Genomic DNA, 19,325 nt, shown 5'->3' with positions numbered 1-19,325 from the left:
GCTTTCCCGCCGCCGGTGGTATCAAGGAAGTTGATACTCCGATGCGGAGACGAGGAAAGGAATTGACGATGTCTGGTGGATTTTTCGGCGGCTTCGGCGGCCCCGGTTTCGGGGGTCCGGGCTTCGGCGGCGGCTGGGGCGGGCCCGCCTGGGGTCACGGGCCCGGCGGCCCGGGTGGCCCCGGCTTCGGTGGCTTCGGCGGCGGCTTCGGTAAGCACGGCCGGCCGGGGCTGCGGCGGGCGGCGTTCGTGACCGCCGCGCTGCTGCTCGACGGACCGGCCGACGCGGCTCAGATCGTGCAGCGGGTATCCGACGCGACCGAGGGCGCGTTCACCCCGCCGCAGGACCTCGCGGAGCTCGCCATCGGCGTGCTCGCGGGTCGGGGTGTGGTCAGCGTCGACGGCGGCGTGGCGACGCTCACCGAGCTCGGCCGCAACCTGCTCGCCTGGCGGGGCGTCAGCAGCGAGACCGCGCACGCCTTCCTGGGGCGAGCGGCGAAGTTCGGCGACGTGTTCAAGATCCGCCGGGAGCTCTTCGAACTCGCCGGGCTGGCCCGCACCATCACCTGGACCGGCACCGACGAGCAGAAGCAACAGCTCGCCGAGACCCGGGCCAAGGTTCTGGAGGCCCTGACCGACGCGAAGAAGGCGCTGCACCGCGCGCTCGGCGAGGGTTAGCCAGGCCCTGCGGGGCGGCCGGGCGATCTAACCGGACGCGGGTTCGCTCAGCTGGACCAGCATCTTGCCGATGTTGGCCCCGGTGAACAGGCCGTTGAGGGCATCGATGCAGGACTCGACGCCCTCGTACACGGTCTCGCGGTGCCGGATCCGGCCCTCCTGCTCCCAGCCGCGCAGCGCGGCGAACGCCTCGTCGAAGCGGCCCCAGTCGTCGAGCGCGTTGAAGCCCTGCATCACCGCGGTCTTGGAGAGCAGGTTGACGTAATTGGCGGGGCCGGGGTGCTCTCCGCTCAGGTAGCTGGAGATCACGCCGCAGAGCACCACCCGGGCCTTGGTGGCCAGGCGTCCGAGCACGGCATCGAGGATCGGGCCGCCGACGTTGTCGAAGTACACGTTGACCCGCCGCGGGCAGTGCTCCCGCAGGGCCGCGGTCAGGTCGTCGTTCTTGTAGTCGATGCACGCGTCGAACCCGAAGTCCTCGACGACCGCGCGGCACTTCTCCGGCCCGCCCGCGATGCCCACCACCCGGGCGCCCGCGATCTTGGCGATCTGACCCGCCACCGATCCGGTGGCGCCGGCGGCGGCCGAGACCACGACCGTCTCGCCGGGCTGGGGGCGACCGATGTCCATCATCCCGATGTAGGCGGTCGCCCCGGTCGGGCCGTACACGGACATCACCGCCCGCTGGTCGACCTTGACCTTGCCCGGGATGGGCGTGCTGAAGACGTCGTCGCGCACCAGCACGTACTCCTGAAAGCCGGTCAGGGTGGTGATGACGTCGCCCACCTCGTAGGCCGGGCAGCGCGACGCGACCACCTCGCCGATCCCGGCCGCCCGGATGACCTCGCCCAGCTGCACCGGCGGCAGGTAGCCCTGCTGATCGTTCAGCCAGGTGCGGACCGCGGCGTCCAGCCCCACGTAGGTGGTGCGGACCAGCGCCTCGCCGTCGGCGGGCTCGGGCGCGGTCCCGGTGACCAGTTCCGTGTCACCGGAACCGACCAGCCCAGTCGGCCGGCGGCGCAGCACGATCTGGCGGTTCGGCAAGGCGAGCACGATGCGTAAAGCTACCGAAAGCGCCGGCAAATCCCCGGCAAATCTCGTGGAAAACGCCCAGCGGAATGGCATATTCGGTCCATGGGTTCAGAGGAAGATCCCGAAGACCGGATCCGCGAACTCGAGCGACCGCTGGCCGACACGGCCCGGGCCTCCGAGCTGAACGCGCCCGGGCCCGCGGCGCAGCCGTATCCGCCGGGCCCGCCGGGTCCCCCGCCGCCGGCACCGTGGAGCTACGGCGGCCCGTTCCCGGGACCGCCGCCGCAGCCCTCGGGCAACCGCACGTGGTGGATCCTCGGCACCCTCATCGTCGTCGGCGCGCTGGCCCTGGCCGGCGGGATCGCCGCGTTCGCGGCCCACCAGTTCTCCGGCGTCCGGTCGATCATCGAATCCCCGCCGACCGGCATCACCGCGCCGCCGGGCTCGACGTCGCCGTCCCCCCGCAGGACGACGACACCCAAGTCCTCGACGGCTCCGACGTCACCGGCGCCACCGCCGGGCGGCAAGGTCAGCGTCTCGGGCATCAACGAGAACCGGGCGCTGGCCTGCAACGACAACGTCGTGAGCGTCAGCGGGGTGTCCAACACGGTGGTCATCACCGGTCACTGCGCGAGCATCAGCGTGTCCGGCATGCAGAACGCGATCACCGTGGACTCGGTCGACGCCGTGGAGGCCTCCGGGTTCAACAACAAGGTCACCTACCACTCGGGCACGCCGAAGGTCAGCAAGTCCGGCGACTCGAACGAGGTGCAGCAGGGTTAGTCGGGCGACTGCTCGGAAGGCTCGTCCGAGTCGTAGTCGAGGACACTGACCGCGATCCCATACGGCAGGAAGCGCACCTTGCGCCTGGGGTCGACGTTGTTCCTGTTCGCCCGCAGCGCGTCCAGCTCGGACGCGTAGACCTGCTCGACCCGCGCGCCGCCGTCGGCGTCCACCGTGTAGATCGCCCACACCCCGTCGCCGGCCTCGCCGGTGGTCTCCGGAGCGGGGCGCGGGCGCCGTCGGGAGACGTCCTCGAAGATCGACGACCAGCCCGCTCCGGCGCCGGGAGCGCCCACGAACTTGCCGATCCGCTCGAAGACGTCGCGCAGCCCCTCACTGCCTTCCCTGATCACTCGATCGAACTCGTCGGGATCGAATCCGAACGCACCGTATTCTCCCACGCGACCCCTCCTTGCCGTATGCCCTTGACGCCCAGTGTGCGCGCACTTCGCGCCGTTCGCCACGAGTTCTAGGGGGCCGGCGGCGCGAGTGGGATCAGTAACCGGGACCCAGGAACGGATTCTGCGGATACCCGCCGCCCGGGTACTGCCCGGGGTACTGGTTGGCCGGGTACTGGGGCGCCGCCGGGGTCGCGGGGGCCTGGTTCGCCGGCACCGGGACCGGGATGGGGACCGGCAACAGCGGGACGTGGATCCACTGCGTCGTCATCGGCACCGTCGTCGTGGTGGTCGGCGGGGGCGGTGGCGTCGTAGTCGTCGTCGTGGTGGTCGGTGGCGGCGGCGGGGTCGTCGTCACGACCGTCGTCGAGGGCGGCGCGGGATGCCGGGTGGTAACGGCCGGCGGCGGGGTCGTCGTCACGATCACCGGCGCAGGGGGTGGCGACGGCGGCGGAGGAGGCGGCGAGGGGGGCGGGGGCGGCGCGGCACTGGGAACCGGCTCGGGGCTCGGCGGCGGCGGCACGGGCGTCGGAGGCGGGGGCACGGGGCTGGGCACCAGCGAGGTGACCGGCGGAGCGGGCAGGGGCGCGACGGTGGGCGCCGGCGGCGCCTGCCGGTTCTCGATGCCCGCCAGGGTGTACGCCACGCCGCCGATCGACGTCATCGCGACCACGGCGCACATACCGATGACCAACTGCGACAGGCGGAGTCGCCGCCACGGCGGTGCCTTGGGCGGCTCCATCACGTTCAGCCGCATGGACCAGCCGGCGGGGCCGTCCTCGTCGAAGATCTCGGGCGTGTAGCGCACCCGCAGGTCGGCACCGAATTCCGTTTGCGACCAAGCCAATTCGCGATCCGTCAAGGCCTCGTCGTCGATCACGAGCACGTCACCGGCACCCAGGTCGACCACGTCGCCGGCGGCGGCCGCCGACGAGAGCAGCCCGATGGACGTGCGCGTCCGCATGTCCAGCTGTTCGCCGCGGGAGGCCAGCAGCAGGGCACCGAGCGCGGCGGCGTACGCGGGCCGCGACGGGCTAACCACCGGCCTGCGGCCGTGTACCGAAAGTCGTTCGGTGATAAGGGGAATGCTTGCTCCCCCACCAACCGTAACCACGGCGGACAGGTCGGTCCAGCTCTTGCGGTGCCGCACTAGCATCTCGTCGAACGCGTAGATGAAGCCGGTCAACCGGTCCTGGATCAGGTCACCCAACTCGTCACGGGTCAGCCGCATGGTGCAGTTGCGCCCGCCGAGTTCCGCGGCCAATTCGACCGCGGTTTCGGTGGACAACCGCTCCTTGGCCGCGCGGCATTGCTCACGGAGCAGGCCGAGCTGGCCGACCCCGGCGGTGCTGGCGGGGTCGATCTTGCTGCCGGGGCCCAGCTCCTCGAAGACCCGCAGCAGCAGCGCCTGGTCGATCTCGTCGCCGGAGAAGGCGGCGTAGCGCATGGTCGGCGTGACCAACTCGTAGTCGCCGGCCAGGTTCACCAGGGTGGCCGACGTGCCGGTGCCGCCGAAGTCGAGCAGGCCCACGACTCCGGTTGCGGCAAGGCACAAGTCCGCGTTGGCGCCGGTCAGCGCCGCGATCGCGTCGGACACCAGCCGGGGCGCCATGCCGCTGCGCACGAAGCCGACGTGGGTCCGCAATCCGTTGCGTAGGGCTTGCACCGTGCCGGGTTTCCAGTAGGCGGGCACGGCGATGGAGATCTCGGCGGACGCCGCGTCCGCGCCGGCCGCCGAGACCATCCCGTCCAGGGCCTCCACCGCCAGCAGGTCCGGGTCGTGGGCGGAGCCGTCGGCGGACACCAGCGCCACGGCATCGCCGATGCGCTCGACGAAGCCGCTCATCAGCATGCCAGGGTCGGTCATGTCCGAATTCTCGGACGGTAGACCGACTTTCGGCGCGCAGTGCGGATACAGCGTCAGCACGGCTCGCCGGCTTACCGGTGAACTTCCGTTACGCGCAGCGACCAGGTTCGTGGTCCCGATCGACAACCCCAATGGGTCGTACATAGAGCGAAACCTTCGTCTATAGGGGTCGGTAGCCAGCGTTAACCATAACGGCGGACACGCCGAAAGCCGATGGCTTGCAATGTCATTGGTATTCGGTCGATGCGGTTGCGTCACCGAAGCGGTACCGGAAACCCCTTGACAAAAGCCGTTTCGCCGGCGCCGGGCTCAGACGGGTGTCAGTGGCAGCGAACGCCTCGGCTGGAACTCGAAGGTCGATCCGCCACTGACTTTCGCTACCGATACCTCTGGTAGTTCGGCCGCCGGGGCGTCGGCGTGGGTGAGTTCGGCGGTCCAGTCGACGGGTGTTCCGCTAACCCGGAACTCGGTGTGCGGGTCGATCGCGGTGGCGATCGCCTGCAACGGTTGGACGGATTCGGGCGAGCACAGCGAGATCCAGGCCACGTCGTCGTGCGCGGGCGAGCGGCGCACCGCGAGCCGGTGGCCGTCGATCCGCGCGACGACGTAACCCGCGGGGTTGAGCAGGGGGTGCAGCTCGAGCACCCGCATGATGCCGTCGAACCCGCCGGGCAGCGACAGCGCGCGGTGGATGCGTCCGGCGGCCAGCCCGGCCAGGCCGATCAGGCCGCGGGTGCACACATCGGTGGCCTGCGCCTCGTCGCGGGCCCGTTCCCGCACGGCGATCGCGAACGACAGGTAGAGCAGGTGCATCTGCAGGCACACCTCGTCGGCGATGCGGACCAGCGCCGAGTGCGAAAAGGCGGTGAAGTCGAGGTCCGACAGCAACGGCCCCGAGTAGTCCGCCAGCCCCTCTTCGGAGGGATCGATGGGGTCAAGTTCCCAAGTCGCGGCGCGCGCTTGGCGGACAATGTCCAGCGCCGGGATGCTCCGCGCCTCCGGGTGGGACTCGTCGATGATCACCGTCCAGGCGCAGTGCGGGTGCCGGTCCGACGGCTGGCGCGGGGGCCGGTGGATGGGCCGGACCTGCGCACGCGCGTTGGTCGCCACCGCGGTCGCGTCGAAGGTCGGGTCCTCGATCGTGTGACACATGCCGTAGACGTACTTCTCGCCCATCGGTTCCACGTCGAGCAGCGCCCCGCAGTGGTCGAGGTGGAACTCACCGCGCCAGCGATCGTGCACGGTGTAGCGGAAGTCCATGAATTGCGGCGGGGCGCCGATGTCGAGCTGCAGGCCCTTGAAGATGGTCGGCACGTCGTCGCCCTCGTAGTTCAGCGCCCGCTGCATCCGCCGGGTGTAGATCGGGCTGGAGCCGGCCCACTCTTCGATGGCGATCTGCACCATCTCCTCGCGGCCGAACGCGTCGATGCACCAGGCCATGCCGGAGCGATCGATCATCTGCCCGATCAGCAGCAGCTCGGGGACCAGCACGGCAAGCTCCTCGCGGGACAGCCGCGCGAATCGGGATCGGCTCACCGCCCAAAAATAATTGCGACTATGTTATAAAGTCAACAATGTCGATTTCCGCAGCTCAAGGGCCCGTGCGCGCCGCCGCCCCCACCCGCCGGACCAGCGCACCGCGCAAGCGCGGCGACGACACCCGCGCCCGCATCATCGACGAGACGGTCCGCTGCATCACCGACGAGGGCTTCGCCGCCGCGACAGCCAAGCACGTCGCCGAACGCGCCGGCGTGACCTGGGGCGTCATTCAGTACCACTTCGGCGACCGCAACGGCCTCCTGATGGCCGTCGTCGACGACGGGGTCGCCCGGCTGGTGGACAGCCTGTCGTCCGCCGACGTCCGCGACCTTGGACTGCGCGAGCGCATCGAGGTCGTCGTCGACACCGCATGGGAGTGCTACAGCAGCCCGACGTCGATGGCGGCGTTCGAGATCCTGCGGGCCACGCGTGGCGGTCCCGGCGAGGCCTCGCGCCGGCACCTGCTCGACATGAATGCCGCGGTGACCAAGCTCGGCCGGCTGATCACCGAGGATCGCGCGAACAACGGTGTGGCCGAGGTGATCTGGGCCGCGCTGCGGGGCGTGGTGCTGGCGCAGATGATCGTTGGCACCCCGATCGACTGGCAGCGGGAGCGGCGGGCGCTGATCGACATGGCCACCCACTACCTGCATCGCGACCCGCCCGGTGTGCTGCAATGACGGGATGAGCCCGCACGACTCCCCCTCCACGGTGACCGACATCGAGGCCATCAAGCAACTCAAGTACCGCTATCTGCGCGCGCTGGACACCAAGCGCTGGGACGACTTCGCCGACACGCTGGCCGATGACGTCGTCGGCGACTACGGGCCCTCCGTTGGCGAGGAGCTGCATTTCACCAACCGCGTCGACCTGGTGAACTTCATGCGCAAATCCCTTGGGCCCGCTGTCATCACCGAGCACCGGGTCACCCATCCGGAGATCACGGTGACCGGCGACGAGGCGTCGGGCACCTGGTACCTGCAGGACCGGGTCATCGTCGCCGACTTCAACTTCATGCTGATCGGCGCCGCGTTCTATCACGACTCCTACCGGCGCACCGACGACGGCTGGCGGATCAGCGCGACCGGCTACGACCGCACCTACGAGGCGACGATGTCGTTGGCCGGGCTCGATTTCAAGCTGAAGCCGGGCCGGGCCCTGGACTGACGCGCCCGGCGCTACTTGGTGATGGCGATGACCGCACCGGGCTGCAGCCACTTCATGATCGACACCAGCTGCGCGTCGTCGACGGCGACGCATCCCTCGGTGGGGTGACCGTCGGTGGTGTGGAAGAAGAACGCCGAGCCGCCGCCCGGCGTCTTGTTCTTGTTGACGCCCATGACGACCGCGTGCTTGTACTGCGGGATCTGCAGGTTCTCGCTGGCAGCGGTGCTGAACGGACACTGCGCCTTCTGACACACCTGCATGCTGTTGAACGTGGGGCTGTGATCGTCCCCGCTCCACCAGTGGTTCGGCCCCACCTGCGTGTAGGGCAGTGCCGTACCGGGATTCGGCGCGGTGCCGAAGGCGGAGTCCAGCGTGTAGACGCCCATCGGCGTGGCCGGCACCCCGCTGCGCGCCTGGGGCGCCATGCCCGCCGAGCCGACGTGCGTGGGAACACCCGTCCGCAGCGCCTGCCAACCGGCGGAGTTGCGCTGGTAGATGTCCATCGTGGCGTTCGACCCGCCGGTGCTGACGACGGAGACGACCTGCGTGGCGTTGCCGACGGCGTTGGCGAACCACGGCGCGCCGGCCGCACCACTGGTCGGCGCCAGCACGAGGGACGCGGACACCAGGCACGCGGCGACGCACAGGGAAGCGAGGCGCATGCATCCCATCGTCGGGCCCCTGGTGCCTAAGGGTCAAGTAAAGCTTTAGCTTCAATCGTGTCTCCGCGCCGAGACCAAGTCGGCCGAAACACCAACACGCACAACAGGAAATACAGGTAACCGAGGCACCAGCCGGCGAGCACGTCCGAGGGATGGTGCACGTTGAGCGCGACCCTGGCCGCGCCCACCGCCAGCGCGCACACCGCGGCAGCAACGGCCAGCACCCGGCCCGCCGTCCGGCTCAGCAGCGGCAGGACGAAGGCGAGGATCGCCAACAGCCCGGCGGTCGCCTCGAGCGCATGGCCGGACGGAAACGACGTGGACGACGCGGGCACCAGCATCGTCGACGGCCGCGTCCGGTTCGCCAGCCCCTTCGCCGCCGTCGTCACCACCCCGCTGAGCGGCCCGCACACCAACAGCACCAGCGCCGCGCGCACGTTGCGCCGCACCAGCGCGGCGACCGCCGCGGCCATGCCCAGCACCCGCAGCGGGACGGGCCCGAGCGCGAAGGACACCCCGTCCCAGAAGTCCACCCACAGCGGGTGCTTCACCCCGACGGCGTGGGCGGAGTTCAGCAGCCACCAATCGACGCCATGCAGCCAGCCCCACTGCCGGGAGTAGGCCAGCCACATCAGCGCATACAACGCGACCGCGACCGCGGCGACGGAAACGGTCAGGGCACTCCGCGCTCGGGTCATCCCCCACCGATACCAGCACCGCGGCCCCGCCCGCGCCGCGGGCCGTCATACTGGCGTCATGGCGGTCTTCGTCCGCAGGTTGTTCGGCATCGGCAAGCTGCCCCCCGACCTGCACGCCCAGGTGGACGCCGAAGGGCTGATCTACCTCGCCGATTACGTCGCCGTCACCCGGCGATTCAGCGGGGTCATCCCGGGCGTCCGGCTCCCCCACAGCGTCGCCAGCTACACCGGGTCGCTGGTGTTCACTTCGGAGCGGGTGCTCGCCACGCTATCCATGCTGCCCAAGCTGGCGGGCCCGACGGTCGACGCGCGCTGGGACGCGCCGCAGGCCGGCGCGGCGAAGGTGGAGATCTCCCCGACCGGATTGCAGGTGGACGTCGACGTCGCCCTGGTCGACGCCGACTTCAGCGGCGAGCTGTCGTTGCACTACAAGGCGGCCATCCCGGCCGACGTGCTGGACGCACTGCCGAGGCGTTCGCTGGCCTTCGACATGCCGCCGGAATACGTGTTTCGGGCGGTCGGCGTCACCTATAGCCCGTGATCGTGATCCGCGGCCAGGGCGGCTGCCGCAGCACCGCCAGGGTGCCGATCACCGCGGCCAGCAGCCCGGTGACCACTCCGATCAGCGCGATCCTGTTCTGGTCGACGGCCGGCACCCAGGCCGCCTCGCCCGCCCGGATGACGAACACACCGAGCGGCCTGGTGACGGGGATGACGGTGGCGCCGTCGGCGGTCTGGTACGGCTCGCCGTAGACGCGCCCGTCGGCGCGGTCGGTCGGCGGCTGGTCGAGGACGTCGGAAAGCTTCACGGGAACACTTCCTTCCTGCGCGTCTGGCAGACGATTCACGCTAACGCCGATTTCCTACGATGGCGGGGTGACCGCGTTCAGCCCGCAGGAGCGACGGGCCGTCTACCGGGTGATCTCCGAGCGGCGCGACATGCGCCGGTTCTCGCCCGACGGCACCGTGGCCTCCGACGTGCTGGCGCGCCTGCTGCAGGCCGCGCACGCGGCGCCCAGCGTCGGCCTCATGCAGCCGTGGCGGTTCATCCGGATCACCGACGCGTCGCTGCGGCGGCGCATCCACGCCCTCGTCGCCGAGGAAAGGCCGCGCACCGCCGCCGCGCTCGGCGCGCGGGGCGAGGAATTCATGGCGCTCAAGGTCGAGGGCATCCTCGAGTGCGCCGAGCTGTTGGTGGTGGCGCTGCGCGACAAGCGCGACCGGCACGTGTTCGGGCGGCGCACGCTGCCGCAGATGGACCTGGCATCGGTGTCGTGCGCGATCCAGAACATGTGGCTGGCCGCGCGATCCGAGGGCCTCGGCATGGGCTGGGTCTCCCTGTTCGACCCGCAGCGGCTGGCGGCCTTGCTGGGGATGCCCCCCGGCGCCGAACCGGTGGCGATCCTCTGCTTGGGACCGGTGCCGGAGTTCCCCGACCGGCCGGCGCTCGAGCTCGACGGCTGGACTGTCGCGCGCCCGCTGTCGGAATTCGTCTGCGAGAACCACTGGGTTCAGGGTAGGTAAGGGGGGTGACGGCGGTGGCAGACTCGGCGGACGGCCGAAAAGACAACGTGCTGATGGTGCACTGGCACGACCTCGGCCGATACCTGGGCGCGTACGGCCACCCCGACGTGTCCAGCCCGCACCTGGACCGGCTGGCCGCCGAGGGTGTGCTGTTCACCCGGGCCCACGCCACCGCGCCACTGTGCTCGCCGTCGCGCGGGTCGCTGTTCACGGGCCGCTACCCGCAGTCCAACGGGCTGCTGGGCCTGGCCCATCACGGTTGGGAATACCGCAGCGGTGTGCGCACCCTTCCCCAGATCCTGTCCGAATGCGGCTGGTACTCAGCGCTTTTCGGCATGCAGCACGAGACGTCGTACCCCAAACGGCTGGGCTTCGACGAGTTCGACGTCTCCAACTCCTACTGCGACTACGTGGTGGACAAGGCCACCGAGTGGCTCGGCGACAGCACCGAAAACCTTGCGGGTCAGCCCTTCCTGCTCACGGCCGGGTTCTTCGAGACGCACCGGCCCTACCCGCGGGACCGCTACGAGCCCGCCGAGAGCGCGGGCGTCGAACTGCCCGACTACCTGCCCGACACGCCCGAGGTCCGCGACGACGTCGCCGAGTTCTACGGCGCGATCGCCGCGGCCGACGCCGCCACCGGCCGGCTGCTGGACGCGCTGGCCGAGACCGGGCTGGACGAGAGCACCTGGGTGGTGTTCTTCACCGACCACGGCCCCGCGTTCCCCCGCGCGAAATCCACGCTCTACGACGCCGGAACGGGGATCGGGCTGATCATCCGACCACCGGCGCGCAGGCGCGTCACCCCCCGCGTCTACGACGAGCTGTTCAGCGGCGTCGACCTGGTGCCGACGCTGCTCGAGCTGCTGGGCGTGCGGGTGCCGCCCGACGTCGACGGGGTGTCCCACGCCCAGGCGCTGTGGGCGCCGACGGATTCCGACCAGGGCGGCGCGCCGGTCAGGGACCACGTGTACGCCGCCAAGACGTACCACGACTCCTACGACCCCATCCGCGCGATCCGCACCAAGGACTACAGCTACATCGAGAACTACGCCCGCCGACCACTGCTCGACCTGCCGTTGGACATCGAGGAGAGCGCGTCGGGCATGGCGGTCACACCCTTCATCGGCGATCCGCGTCCGGACCGCGAACTCTACGACCTGCGCACCGACCCGACCGAGACCACCAACCTGCTGGCCGGCGGCGACCCGGACGCGGACGGCATCGCCGCCGATCTCGCTGTGCGCCTGCATGATTGGCGCCAGCGCACCGGCGACGTCATCCCCTCGGAGTTCGCCGGGACGCGCATCGCGGTGCGCTACACCGAGACGTATCTGCAGATCCATCGCTCCGCGCCGAGCGCGCGGTCGGCGATCGCCGCCGAGCGCGGCGTCGAGGAATGACCCGCTGACCCGCTCAGCCGGCCGGGCGGTCCGCCCCGCCGACCACGGCGACGATGAACACCCGCCGGAACGGGAAGATCGTCGTGCCGTCGCCGCGCGCCGGGTAGGCGTCGTCCAGCAGCGGAATGAGTTCCTGGCGGAACTGTTGCCAGCCCTCGTCGCTCAGCCGGTCGCGCACCGGGACCAGGGCCGTCCCGGTGATCCAGTCGAGCACCGGGTGCTCGCCGGTCAGCTGATGCAGGTAGGTGGTCTCCCACACGTCGACCTTGCATCCGGCATCCAGCAGCAGGTTTGCGTAGTGCGTCGGCGCCTGCACCACCGCCCCGACCCGAAAAGGCACGTCGCGCAACAGCTTCGCGTACGGCTCCCGGCGGGCCAGCGCCCGCACCGCGGCGTACGAGGGCGACTCGAAGTTGCCCGGCATCTGCACGCCGATCCACGACCCGGGCGGCAGCTCCCCGGCCCAGCGGACCAGCAGGTCGGAATGCTCGGGCACCCAGTGCAGCGCCGCGTTGCTGACGACCACGTCGGTGTCGGGCTTGGGCCGCCAGTCCCGCACGTCGGCATTGACGGCGTCGATGCCGCGCTCCTTGGCGGCGGCCACCATCTCCGGCGAGCTGTCGATCGCCTCGATCACCGCGTCGGGCCAGCGGCGGGCCAGGTACTTCGTCAGGTGGCCGGGCCCGCAGCCCAGGTCGACGACCCGGCGTGCCCGGTCGGCCCCCACGCGCGACAGCAGGTCGTAGAACGGGCGGCCGCGATGGTCCGCAAAGGCGAGGTAGATGTCGGGATCCCACATGTCGGTCCTCCTGAGGGCGCCGTGGCTGGTCCGGAGCCGATAGACAAACCGTATTACCGCACGCCGGGCCGCGGCAGGGCGGCCGGGCAGCCGGGTTTGCTTTCCTTTGCCGCGAAACGCCCGCGGCCGAGCCGTAGCATCGGCGTTCGTGGGCCACGACACCGATCCGAGCGATCCGCCGATCGGGGTTCCGGACGTCCCCGACTCCTTCAAGGGCGAGGATCTGCCGGCGGGGGCCGAGGGGTTGCCGCCCCGTTCGGCGCTCTCACCGCGGCAGCGCGCGGTGGTCGAGGCGTCCGCCGTCGGCGATCTGGCGTTGCGCACGGCGGTGGCGTCGGTGATCGCCGCGACGGTGGCGCCGGTGGTGCTCGCGACGAACCTGCGCAGGCCCGCCGGCACCGAGCGCAGGAACCTGAGCTTCTACGCCGAGCTGGGCGCCGAACGGGATCCGGCCAAGTCGTTCCCGGCGCCCACCGAAACCCCGCGGGTCTCGTCCCGCCCGGCCGGCCGGCGGGCCGAGGCGTTGGCGCGCGGCACCGTCGAGGACATCTGGTTTTCGAGCAGCTTCACGGCCGTCAATCCCGCCATGCGCGCCCGCTGGAGCGCGCTGCGCCGCAACAACATCGTGCACGCACAGCACTGGCGCCACGGCGACGGGCCGCGGCCCACGCTGTGCGTGATCCACGGCTTCATGGGGTCTTCGTATCTGGCCAACGGGAAGTTCTTCACGCTGCCCTGGTATTACCGGGCCGGCTACGACGTGTTGATGTACACGTTGCCGTTCCACGGCAAGCGGGCCGAGAAGCTGTCGCCGTTCGGCGGTTTCGGCTATTTCGCCGACGGGCCCAGCGGGTTCGCCGAGGCGATGGCACAGGCCGTGCACGACTTCCGCTCGATCCTTGACCATCTGCGCCGCACCGGTGTCGACCGCATCGCGCTCACCGGAATCTCCCTGGGCGGTTACACCGCCGCCCTGGTGGCCTCGGTCGACGACCGGCTCGAGGCCGTCATCCCGAACTGCCCCGTCGTCACGCCGGCCACCATGTTCGAGGACTGGTTCCCGGCCAACCAGCTGGTCCGGCTGGGGCTGCGCCTGTCCAAGATCAGCAGCGACGAGCTGCGGGCCGGGATGGCCTACCACGGTCCGCTGAACTACCGGCCGCTGGTGGGCCGGGACCGCCGCATGATCATCACCGGCCTCGCCGATCGGATGGCGCCGCCCAACCAGGCCGCCGCGCTCTGGGAGCACTGGGATCACTGTGCGCTGCATTGGTTTCCGGGCAGCCACGTGATGCACGTGAGCCAGCTGGACTACCTGCGCGCGATGACGTCCTTCCTGCGGGCGGTCATGTTCTAGACGGTCGCGCGATGCGCCCCGACCGCCGGGGTGGGCCAGCGCAGCAGCGCCAGCAGGTCGGCGGGCGCCTCGGTATGGCCGTCGAGCCGCGTGGTGGACAACAGGTCCAGCGCGCTGAGCGCGGGCCGCTGGTCGCCGCTCTGGGGGGTGAGCCCGGCCACCGGTGCACCGGCCGCCGGAGGCGTCTCGGTGAGGAACGCGCAGGCGGCCGCGACGGTCGGGCGGGCCGGGTCGCCGGCGATCTCGAGTGCCGTGCAGCTCTCGCGGGCCGGGTGGGTGCGGATCGCGTCGAGGGTCCCGGGCAACGCGTCGTCGATCCGGACCCGGTACGCCGCAATGTAATCCGAGGCGCCGCGCTGCACCCCGCGCCACGTCTCCCGGGCGCTGGGCGAGAGCAGCCGCGGGACGTCGTCGGCGCCGACCGTGCCGGCTTCCCAGCCGATCTCCCGCAAGTGGTCGGCCAGCCGGCGCGCGGCCACCTGGGCGGTCTCGTGCAGGGGAACGCGCGGCGAGCGGGCCCGCAGCGCGGCCAGGTTGTCGACCGCCGAGAGCGTGAGCGCGATCCAGGTCTCGCGCCGCGCGGGATCGGAAGGGTTGTCGCGGCTGGTGATCCGGACCTTGTCGGCGCGCACGCCGTAGCGGTCCAGGTAGCCGGCGAGCAGCGGCAACGGCAGCACGTCGGCCGCGTCGCCCGGCGCGCCGACCCGCAGCAGCACCGTGGCCTTGGTGGCGGCGCCGGGGTCGGGCACGAATCGGGACCTGCGCCTCCCGATCGCCAGGCGGCGACCCAGGATCGTGGTGAAGTGCAGCCCCCGCCACCACCCGAACAGCACGACGACGATCGCGATGGCGACGCCGAGCACCCACTGCTCGCGGGCCGTTCGCCACGGGTACGCCAGCACCGCGGGCACCACGGCGAGCAGCGCCAGCGCGACCCGGCCGCTGCCGGCCGGCGGTATCGAGCGAAACACGCTCATGAGGTGGTCTCCTTTCGTCGCCGCGTGCCCGCGATCGCGGCCCAGGCCCCGAACGCCGCCACGAGCACCGCGAGGGCGGCGGTCCCGGCGAACGCGACGGTGCGCGGCGTGGTGTCCTTGGGTGCCGGCGCGGCGGGGAGCGCGACCGGCTTCCCCGGCGGGGTGGCGGGCCCGCTCCCGGCGGGCAGTTGCCAGGTCAGGGCCGCCAACGGGTCGACGCTGCCGGCGCCGACGAGGTTCGAGGGCGCGCGGGCGCCGCCGCGAGCGGTCGCGGTGAGGCGGTGCACCACCTGCGCGGCGGTCAGCTCGGGGTACTTGGCGCGCACCAGGGCGGCGACGCCGGACACGTAGCCGGTCGCGTAGCTGGTGCCGTTCAGGGCGATCATCTGCTGGTGGTTGCCCGGCAGGCCGTTGGCGAGGCCGCCGCCGTCGCGGTTGCTCACCGACACGATGTTCTCGCCGGGCGCCGCGATGCCCACCCACGGCCCGGCCATGGTGAACTTCGACGGCTGCCCCTCGGGCGTCAGCGAGGCCGCCGACAGCACGTACGGCTGCCACCACGACGGCGTGGAGATCGACGTCACCCCGGCCCAGTTGCGCAGATCGCTCGGACGGCCGAGGTCGGTCAGCGGGTTGGAGTCGCAGGCCATTCCGCCGGCAGTGGTCCCGGTGGATCCGCTGTTGCCGGCGGCGGCCACGATCACCGCATCCTTGTCGGTCGCCGCGTACCGGACGGCCGCGCCGAGCGCGGCCTGATCGACGGTCCGATCGGCGGGCAGGCAGGTGATCGCCGAGATGTTGATCACCCGGGCGCCGAGGTCGGCGGCGCGCACGATCGCCCGGGCGAGCGTCGTCACGTCCATAGCCGCCCGGGCCAGCTGGGGGTCTCCACCGGCCGGTGTCCGAGGCGAAAAGGCGGCGGACGTGACCCTGATCGACAGCAGCCGCGCCGCCGGCGCGACACCGGAGAACCCGTCCTCGGGGCCGGGCTGGCCGGCGATGATCCCGGCGACCAGGGTGCCGTGCCCGTCGCAGTCGGTGAGGCCATCGGTGGTCTCGACGAAATCGCCGCCGGGATCGACGTTGGGCAGGCGCGGCCCGGGCCGCACCCCGGTGTCGACCACCGCCACCAGCTGGCCGTCGCCGCGCGAAAACTGCCAGGCCGCAGGAAGATTGAGCGCCGCCTGAGCGGGCGTGATCACGTTGGGATCGCTCCCGGGAATGACCCCGGAGGCGCTACACGGGCCACGCTGCTCCATCGGCTGCCCGGGCCCGGGGGCACCGCTGGGCGGTGGCACCCCGGGATCGACGGTCGGCGGGCTGACCGCCACCGCCGGCGGGCAGGCCCCCACCGCAACGACCAACGTCGCTGCGGTGCAGGCCAATCCGCTGCGAATCATCGATTCAGCACCCAGCCGAAGAGCCCGACGAGGTACGCCAGCACGGGGATCAGGGACGCGTCGAGACCGGCGGCGACGAAGCCGACCAGCCGGCGCACCGGCAGCGAGTAGCTCTCCGGCTCGGCGATGCTCGGGTTCAGCGCCACCACCACCCACGCGGCGGCCAGGGCGACGACCACCAGGACGGCGCCGAGGGCGGCGCCGTACCGGCCGGCCGCGGCATAGACCACCAGCAGGACCCCGGCGACCAGGTACGGCTGCACGAGCAACCAGGCCTTGCAGGCGGCCGAATCCCACACGCGGGCACGCAGGACCGACGCCGCGGCGGTCGACGCGACCACATACCAGCCGGCACCGTTCAGCGCCTCGGGACGCAGCGCGATCGCCACCGACCCCAGCGCGCTGAGTAGCACCGCGGCGGCGATGAAGCCGGTCTGGTGGGCGTCACTGATCCGGACGCGGCGGGGCAGATCCTCGAGCACCCGCAGCGCCGGCGCCGACGGCGTCGGGTCACCGGGCGCCGGGATGACCGGCAGGGGGAAACGGGCCGCCAGCGCCGACAGCTGCGCCGCCTCGACGGTGAGCAGGAGCGCGGCCACGATCAAGCCGGCACCGATCGTGACAACCGTTGGCCGCCACAATGTTTCGGCCGCGGCCGCCAGCAACACGCCGGCCCCCACCACCGCTGTGGTGGTGAACACGCCGACGAATCGCTCGCGCTCCGCGCCGGGGATCATCAGGACGATCAGCGACCACGCGGTGACGCCGGCCGCGGCGAGCATCAGCTGCGCCGGGCCGACCCGCCCGGGAACCGCGAGCGCCAGGGCCGCGCCGACGGGTGCCAGCGCCGCGATCGACAACGCGAGCCCGGCGCGCGGCGACCGGGCGACGCCCAGCAGACCCGCCAGCACGGAGAGCACCGCGACCGCGCCGACCGCGATGAGGCCGGCCACCGACCCGGTGGCGACGCGGTGGGCCGCCCCCAGGCCGGTCGCGGCGAGCGCGGCCGCGACCGCCGCGCCGACCGCGAAGCGCTGGATATGGGTTGCGCCCCAGGGCCTCAGGCGCGAGGCGGAAAAGATCATCGCGGCATCGGCGATGTCCTCGACGATGCCCGGCGCCGCGGGGCCGGCGGGCACCGGCTGCAGGGCCAGCAGGTCACCGTCCACCACTCCGACGGTGTCGAGGCTGGCGTCGAGGCTGAACGGCGCCCCGCCGATCGGCGCCAGGCTCAGTTGTGACGTCGCGCCGATCCCGCTCAAGGTGTCGGGTGAGTCGCCGTTCGACGCCGCAGGAATCGCCAAACGCCGTACGGCGGGCAGGATTTCGCGCAGCGGCAATTCGGCCGGCAGGGCCATCTCGGTCAGCCTGCTCTCCGCGAGGATTGCCACGCGGACGATCGGCATGACGGTGCCGGACGTCACCGGACCCTCGTCGGGTGCTGGGGCCGTTGCTGGGACATCGTGCTCTCTTTCTTCTTGGTTTCCGTTATGCCCGCTGGGCGGAAAGGTCCCACGCGGAGAAATCTCGGGACAGCCGCTGGTCGGGGAACCAGCGGCCGTCGGGTAACAGGGCGGTGAGCGCCTCGAGGGCGACGGCGATCGCGAAGGGGGTGCCCGGGCCGAACGTCGACACCCATTCGCCGTCGAACGCCTGCGACGGGCTGACCAGCACCCGCCCGGCGGCGGCGTCGACGACGCTCAGGCCGACCTCGGTGGTCGCCTCCCGCCCGTCGCGGCGGCAGCCGGCGACGATCTCGACGTAGCTGCGCGGCCCGTTGAACACCGACTCGACCACCGGCCGCGCCGAGGCTGGAATGCCCAGGTAGTCAAGCACTTCCGGCAGCGAGGCGCCCGAGCGCAACCGCTCGTCAGCCCGCGCTCCGACGCGCATCGGCATGCTGAACTCGTCGAATCGGGCCGGCGGCCGCTGCGCCAGCCCCGCGCCGAGCACCGGAACCATCCCGCGCGCGTCGTCGATGTCCATCGCGGTGAAGGTGATGAGCTGCGCGCTGCGCAACGCGACGATGGTCTTGCGCGTGGTCGCGGGGCGCTGCGCCACCACGCCGCGCAACAGGTCGCCGGTGCCGCCGGCCCCCTGGTGCGTGACGTAGCGCAGGTCGAGCCACCGGTCCGGAAAGCAGACCGCCCTGATCCAGTCGGCGACCGACTGGTTGACCACACCCGTAGGCGACACCAGGCCCATCTCGGCGAGTTCGGCGCGCTGCCGTTCGAGGAACGCGCCGCGTTCCCCCCCATCACGGTACGGGGGAGTGATCGCCAAGACCCACGGAAAGGTGCCCGCGCCAATGGTTTCGGCGATGAACCACGCGTGGTCGACCGTCAGCTCGACGGCGTTCGGCTCGGAGCTCATCAGACGCTCGTCGGTTCTAGCCGCCCCACTTGGCGGCTTCGGCCTGGTCGCGGGCCAGCATGGACATCGTGTTCGCCTCGTGGGTGCTGGCCATCGCCTGATAGGCGCGCACCAGGTCTCCCATCGCCTGGTTCCACTGCGCCTGCCACGCCTGGTAGGTCATGCCGGTGTCGCCCTGCCACGCGTTCGACAGCGCGGCCTGCTCGCTGGCGATGTCCGCCCCAAGCCCCTGCAGCGTCCCGGCGTAGCCGGCCATGTCGCCGGCGTGACCGAGCATCGCCGGGTAGTTGTACATGATCTGCGACATCAGAAGTCCTTTCGTGTCGTCGGGGGGTCAGAACGCGTTGTATCCGGAAGCGGCCGCGGCGTCGGCGGCCACGTAGGTGCCCGCGGCGTCGCCGAGGTTCGCCTGGGCGATGTCGAGCAGCGTGTTGACCCGGGCGGCCACCTCGACGAAGCGCGCATGCGCGGCCTGGAATGCCGCCGACGCCTCGCCGGTGTGGAACGCCTGCGCCGACATCGCTTCCTGCTCGGCCTGGCCGATGGTGCTGCGCATCAGGGCCGCCTTGGCGCCGAACGCCGACTCGGCGGCCACCAGCTGCGGAATGTGAGCGTCCAACATACTCATGACGATTCCTTTCTTCGTAAATCCTTGGGAATGTTCGTGTT

The 19,325-nt window shown here is 71.3% G+C and carries 22 protein-coding genes; 8 read left to right on the top strand and 14 right to left on the bottom strand.

From position 1 onward, the window contains the following. Positions 1–68: 68 nt before the first annotated feature. A complete protein-coding gene (locus SKC42_RS20670) occupies positions 69–677 on the top strand; it encodes a hypothetical protein (RefSeq protein ID WP_330966138.1) in 609 nt (202 codons plus the stop codon). 27 nt (positions 678–704) lie between these two features. Here SKC42_RS20670 and SKC42_RS20665 read toward each other — a convergent pair whose 3' ends face one another. Continuing rightward, positions 705–1,802 carry an NADP-dependent oxidoreductase gene (locus tag SKC42_RS20665; protein WP_442932204.1) on the bottom strand — a complete coding sequence of 366 codons (1,098 nt, stop codon included), beginning with the start codon at positions 1,800–1,802 and terminating at the stop codon, positions 705–707. 9 nt (positions 1,803–1,811) lie between these two features. On the opposite strand from SKC42_RS20665, the gene SKC42_RS20660 reads away from it, so the two are divergent. Continuing rightward, entirely contained in the window at positions 1,812–2,492 is a 681-nt protein-coding gene (locus SKC42_RS20660; RefSeq protein ID WP_330966136.1) for a DUF3060 domain-containing protein, read from the top strand. On the opposite strand, the gene SKC42_RS20655 is transcribed toward SKC42_RS20660, so the two are convergent. The 3 genes from SKC42_RS20655 to SKC42_RS20645 all read right to left on the bottom strand — a co-directional run bounded on the left by SKC42_RS20655 (position 2,489) and on the right by SKC42_RS20645 (position 6,293). Further along, positions 2,489–2,893 carry a hypothetical protein gene (locus tag SKC42_RS20655; RefSeq protein ID WP_330966135.1) on the bottom strand — a complete coding sequence of 135 codons (405 nt, stop codon included), beginning with the start codon at positions 2,891–2,893 and terminating at the stop codon, positions 2,489–2,491. The genes SKC42_RS20660 and SKC42_RS20655 overlap by 4 nt on opposite strands. A gap of 94 nt (positions 2,894–2,987) precedes the next feature. Further along, positions 2,988–4,901, bottom strand: coding sequence for an Hsp70 family protein (locus SKC42_RS20650; protein WP_330966134.1), 1,914 nt, complete (start codon positions 4,899–4,901; stop codon positions 2,988–2,990). Positions 4,902–5,066: 165 nt separating this feature from the next. Then, entirely contained in the window at positions 5,067–6,293 is a 1,227-nt protein-coding gene (locus tag SKC42_RS20645) for a hypothetical protein (RefSeq protein WP_330966133.1), read from the bottom strand. A 38-nt stretch (positions 6,294–6,331) separates the two neighbouring features. Here SKC42_RS20645 and SKC42_RS20640 point away from each other — a divergent pair, with 38 nt between their 5' ends. Together SKC42_RS20640 and SKC42_RS20635 are read left to right on the top strand one after the other, a co-directional pair. Beyond that, a complete protein-coding gene (locus SKC42_RS20640) occupies positions 6,332–6,976 on the top strand; it encodes a TetR/AcrR family transcriptional regulator (protein ID WP_330966132.1) in 645 nt (214 codons plus the stop codon). Between the two features lie 4 nt (positions 6,977–6,980). Next, on the top strand, positions 6,981–7,463 hold the full coding sequence (locus SKC42_RS20635; protein ID WP_330966131.1) for a nuclear transport factor 2 family protein: 483 nt from the start codon (positions 6,981–6,983) through the stop codon (positions 7,461–7,463). 11 nt (positions 7,464–7,474) lie between these two features. On the opposite strand, the gene SKC42_RS20630 is transcribed toward SKC42_RS20635, so the two are convergent. After that, a complete protein-coding gene (locus SKC42_RS20630) occupies positions 7,475–8,125 on the bottom strand; it encodes a L,D-transpeptidase family protein (RefSeq protein WP_330966130.1) in 651 nt (216 codons plus the stop codon). Positions 8,126–8,151: 26 nt separating this feature from the next. Beyond that, positions 8,152–8,823: a phosphatase PAP2 family protein gene (locus tag SKC42_RS20625; RefSeq protein ID WP_330966129.1), complete on the bottom strand. Its 672-nt coding sequence runs from the start codon at positions 8,821–8,823 to the stop codon at positions 8,152–8,154. A gap of 58 nt (positions 8,824–8,881) precedes the next feature. Here SKC42_RS20625 and SKC42_RS20620 point away from each other — a divergent pair, with 58 nt between their 5' ends. After that, positions 8,882–9,364 carry a hypothetical protein gene (locus tag SKC42_RS20620; RefSeq protein ID WP_330966128.1) on the top strand — a complete coding sequence of 161 codons (483 nt, stop codon included), beginning with the start codon at positions 8,882–8,884 and terminating at the stop codon, positions 9,362–9,364. Here SKC42_RS20620 and SKC42_RS20615 read toward each other — a convergent pair. After that, positions 9,348–9,632, bottom strand: coding sequence for a hypothetical protein (locus tag SKC42_RS20615; RefSeq protein ID WP_330966127.1), 285 nt, complete (start codon positions 9,630–9,632; stop codon positions 9,348–9,350). The two genes, SKC42_RS20620 and SKC42_RS20615, sit on opposite strands and share 17 nt — an antisense overlap. Before the next feature lie 67 nt (positions 9,633–9,699). Here SKC42_RS20615 and bluB point away from each other — a divergent pair, with 67 nt between their 5' ends. Continuing rightward, a complete protein-coding gene (gene bluB, locus SKC42_RS20610; protein ID WP_330966126.1) occupies positions 9,700–10,347 on the top strand; it encodes a 5,6-dimethylbenzimidazole synthase in 648 nt (215 codons plus the stop codon). A 53-nt stretch (positions 10,348–10,400) separates the two neighbouring features. Next, positions 10,401–11,750, top strand: coding sequence for a sulfatase family protein (locus SKC42_RS20605; RefSeq protein ID WP_330966159.1), 1,350 nt, complete (start codon positions 10,401–10,403; stop codon positions 11,748–11,750). A gap of 13 nt (positions 11,751–11,763) precedes the next feature. Here SKC42_RS20605 and SKC42_RS20600 read toward each other — a convergent pair whose 3' ends face one another. Beyond that, entirely contained in the window at positions 11,764–12,549 is a 786-nt protein-coding gene (locus tag SKC42_RS20600) for a trans-aconitate 2-methyltransferase (RefSeq protein WP_330966125.1), read from the bottom strand. A 148-nt stretch (positions 12,550–12,697) separates the two neighbouring features. On the opposite strand from SKC42_RS20600, the gene SKC42_RS20595 reads away from it, so the two are divergent. Beyond that, complete coding sequence (locus SKC42_RS20595; RefSeq protein WP_330966124.1) at positions 12,698–13,906, top strand: alpha/beta hydrolase family protein; 1,209 nt, start codon at positions 12,698–12,700, stop codon at positions 13,904–13,906. Here the strand turns inward: SKC42_RS20595 and eccE are convergent. From eccE to SKC42_RS20565, 6 genes are all read right to left on the bottom strand, one after another. Continuing rightward, positions 13,903–14,883 carry a type VII secretion protein EccE gene (eccE, locus tag SKC42_RS20590; protein WP_330966123.1) on the bottom strand — a complete coding sequence of 327 codons (981 nt, stop codon included), beginning with the start codon at positions 14,881–14,883 and terminating at the stop codon, positions 13,903–13,905. The genes SKC42_RS20595 and eccE overlap by 4 nt on opposite strands. Continuing rightward, positions 14,880–16,283 (bottom strand): type VII secretion-associated serine protease mycosin, encoded by a 1,404-nt coding sequence (gene mycP / locus SKC42_RS20585; RefSeq protein ID WP_330966122.1) that lies wholly within the window; start codon positions 16,281–16,283, stop codon positions 14,880–14,882. Before mycP ends, eccE begins: the two co-directional genes overlap by 4 nt. After that, complete coding sequence (gene eccD, locus SKC42_RS20580) at positions 16,280–17,689, bottom strand: type VII secretion integral membrane protein EccD (RefSeq protein ID WP_330966158.1); 1,410 nt, start codon at positions 17,687–17,689, stop codon at positions 16,280–16,282. Before eccD ends, mycP begins: the two co-directional genes overlap by 4 nt. Positions 17,690–17,771: 82 nt before the next feature. Further along, positions 17,772–18,656, bottom strand: coding sequence for an ESX secretion-associated protein EspG (locus SKC42_RS20575; RefSeq protein WP_330966121.1), 885 nt, complete (start codon positions 18,654–18,656; stop codon positions 17,772–17,774). Between the two features lie 16 nt (positions 18,657–18,672). Beyond that, the gene (locus tag SKC42_RS20570) at positions 18,673–18,963 is read right to left on the bottom strand and encodes a WXG100 family type VII secretion target (RefSeq protein ID WP_085254620.1); all 291 of its coding nucleotides are present in this window, start codon (positions 18,961–18,963) and stop codon (positions 18,673–18,675) included. Positions 18,964–18,990: 27 nt separating this feature from the next. Continuing rightward, positions 18,991–19,284, bottom strand: a complete 294-nt coding sequence (locus tag SKC42_RS20565; protein ID WP_330966120.1) for a WXG100 family type VII secretion target — start codon at positions 19,282–19,284, stop codon at positions 18,991–18,993. Between the last annotated feature and the right edge of the window lie 41 nt (positions 19,285–19,325).

The sequence above is a fragment of the Mycobacterium sp. 050134 genome (assembly GCF_036409085.1).
Taxonomy (GTDB): domain Bacteria; phylum Actinomycetota; class Actinomycetes; order Mycobacteriales; family Mycobacteriaceae; genus Mycobacterium.
This window is presented reverse-complemented; position numbering and strand designations above follow the sequence as displayed.

Excerpts from the sequence above, each read along its gene's own strand:
- SKC42_RS20670 (WP_330966138.1), top strand. The coding sequence starts at position 69 with ATGTCTGGTGGATTTTTCGGCGGCTTCGGCGGCCCCGGTTTCGGGGGT.
- SKC42_RS20665 (WP_442932204.1), bottom strand. The coding sequence starts at position 1,802 with ATGCCATTCCGCTGGGCGTTTTCCACGAGATTTGCCGGGGATTTGCCG.
- SKC42_RS20660 (WP_330966136.1), top strand. The coding sequence starts at position 1,812 with ATGGGTTCAGAGGAAGATCCCGAAGACCGGATCCGCGAACTCGAGCGA.
- SKC42_RS20650 (WP_330966134.1), bottom strand. The coding sequence starts at position 4,901 with ATGTACGACCCATTGGGGTTGTCGATCGGGACCACGAACCTGGTCGCT.
- SKC42_RS20640 (WP_330966132.1), top strand. The coding sequence starts at position 6,332 with ATGTCGATTTCCGCAGCTCAAGGGCCCGTGCGCGCCGCCGCCCCCACC.
- SKC42_RS20635 (WP_330966131.1), top strand. The coding sequence starts at position 6,981 with ATGAGCCCGCACGACTCCCCCTCCACGGTGACCGACATCGAGGCCATC.
- SKC42_RS20630 (WP_330966130.1), bottom strand. The coding sequence starts at position 8,125 with ATGCGCCTCGCTTCCCTGTGCGTCGCCGCGTGCCTGGTGTCCGCGTCC.
- SKC42_RS20625 (WP_330966129.1), bottom strand. The coding sequence starts at position 8,823 with ATGACCCGAGCGCGGAGTGCCCTGACCGTTTCCGTCGCCGCGGTCGCG.
- SKC42_RS20620 (WP_330966128.1), top strand. The coding sequence starts at position 8,882 with ATGGCGGTCTTCGTCCGCAGGTTGTTCGGCATCGGCAAGCTGCCCCCC.
- SKC42_RS20605 (WP_330966159.1), top strand. The coding sequence starts at position 10,401 with ATGGTGCACTGGCACGACCTCGGCCGATACCTGGGCGCGTACGGCCAC.
- SKC42_RS20600 (WP_330966125.1), bottom strand. The coding sequence starts at position 12,549 with ATGTGGGATCCCGACATCTACCTCGCCTTTGCGGACCATCGCGGCCGC.
- eccE (WP_330966123.1), bottom strand. The coding sequence starts at position 14,883 with ATGAGCGTGTTTCGCTCGATACCGCCGGCCGGCAGCGGCCGGGTCGCG.
- mycP (WP_330966122.1), bottom strand. The coding sequence starts at position 16,283 with ATGATTCGCAGCGGATTGGCCTGCACCGCAGCGACGTTGGTCGTTGCG.
- eccD (WP_330966158.1), bottom strand. The coding sequence starts at position 17,689 with ATGCCGATCGTCCGCGTGGCAATCCTCGCGGAGAGCAGGCTGACCGAG.
- SKC42_RS20575 (WP_330966121.1), bottom strand. The coding sequence starts at position 18,656 with ATGAGCTCCGAGCCGAACGCCGTCGAGCTGACGGTCGACCACGCGTGG.
- SKC42_RS20570 (WP_085254620.1), bottom strand. The coding sequence starts at position 18,963 with ATGTCGCAGATCATGTACAACTACCCGGCGATGCTCGGTCACGCCGGC.
- SKC42_RS20565 (WP_330966120.1), bottom strand. The coding sequence starts at position 19,284 with ATGAGTATGTTGGACGCTCACATTCCGCAGCTGGTGGCCGCCGAGTCG.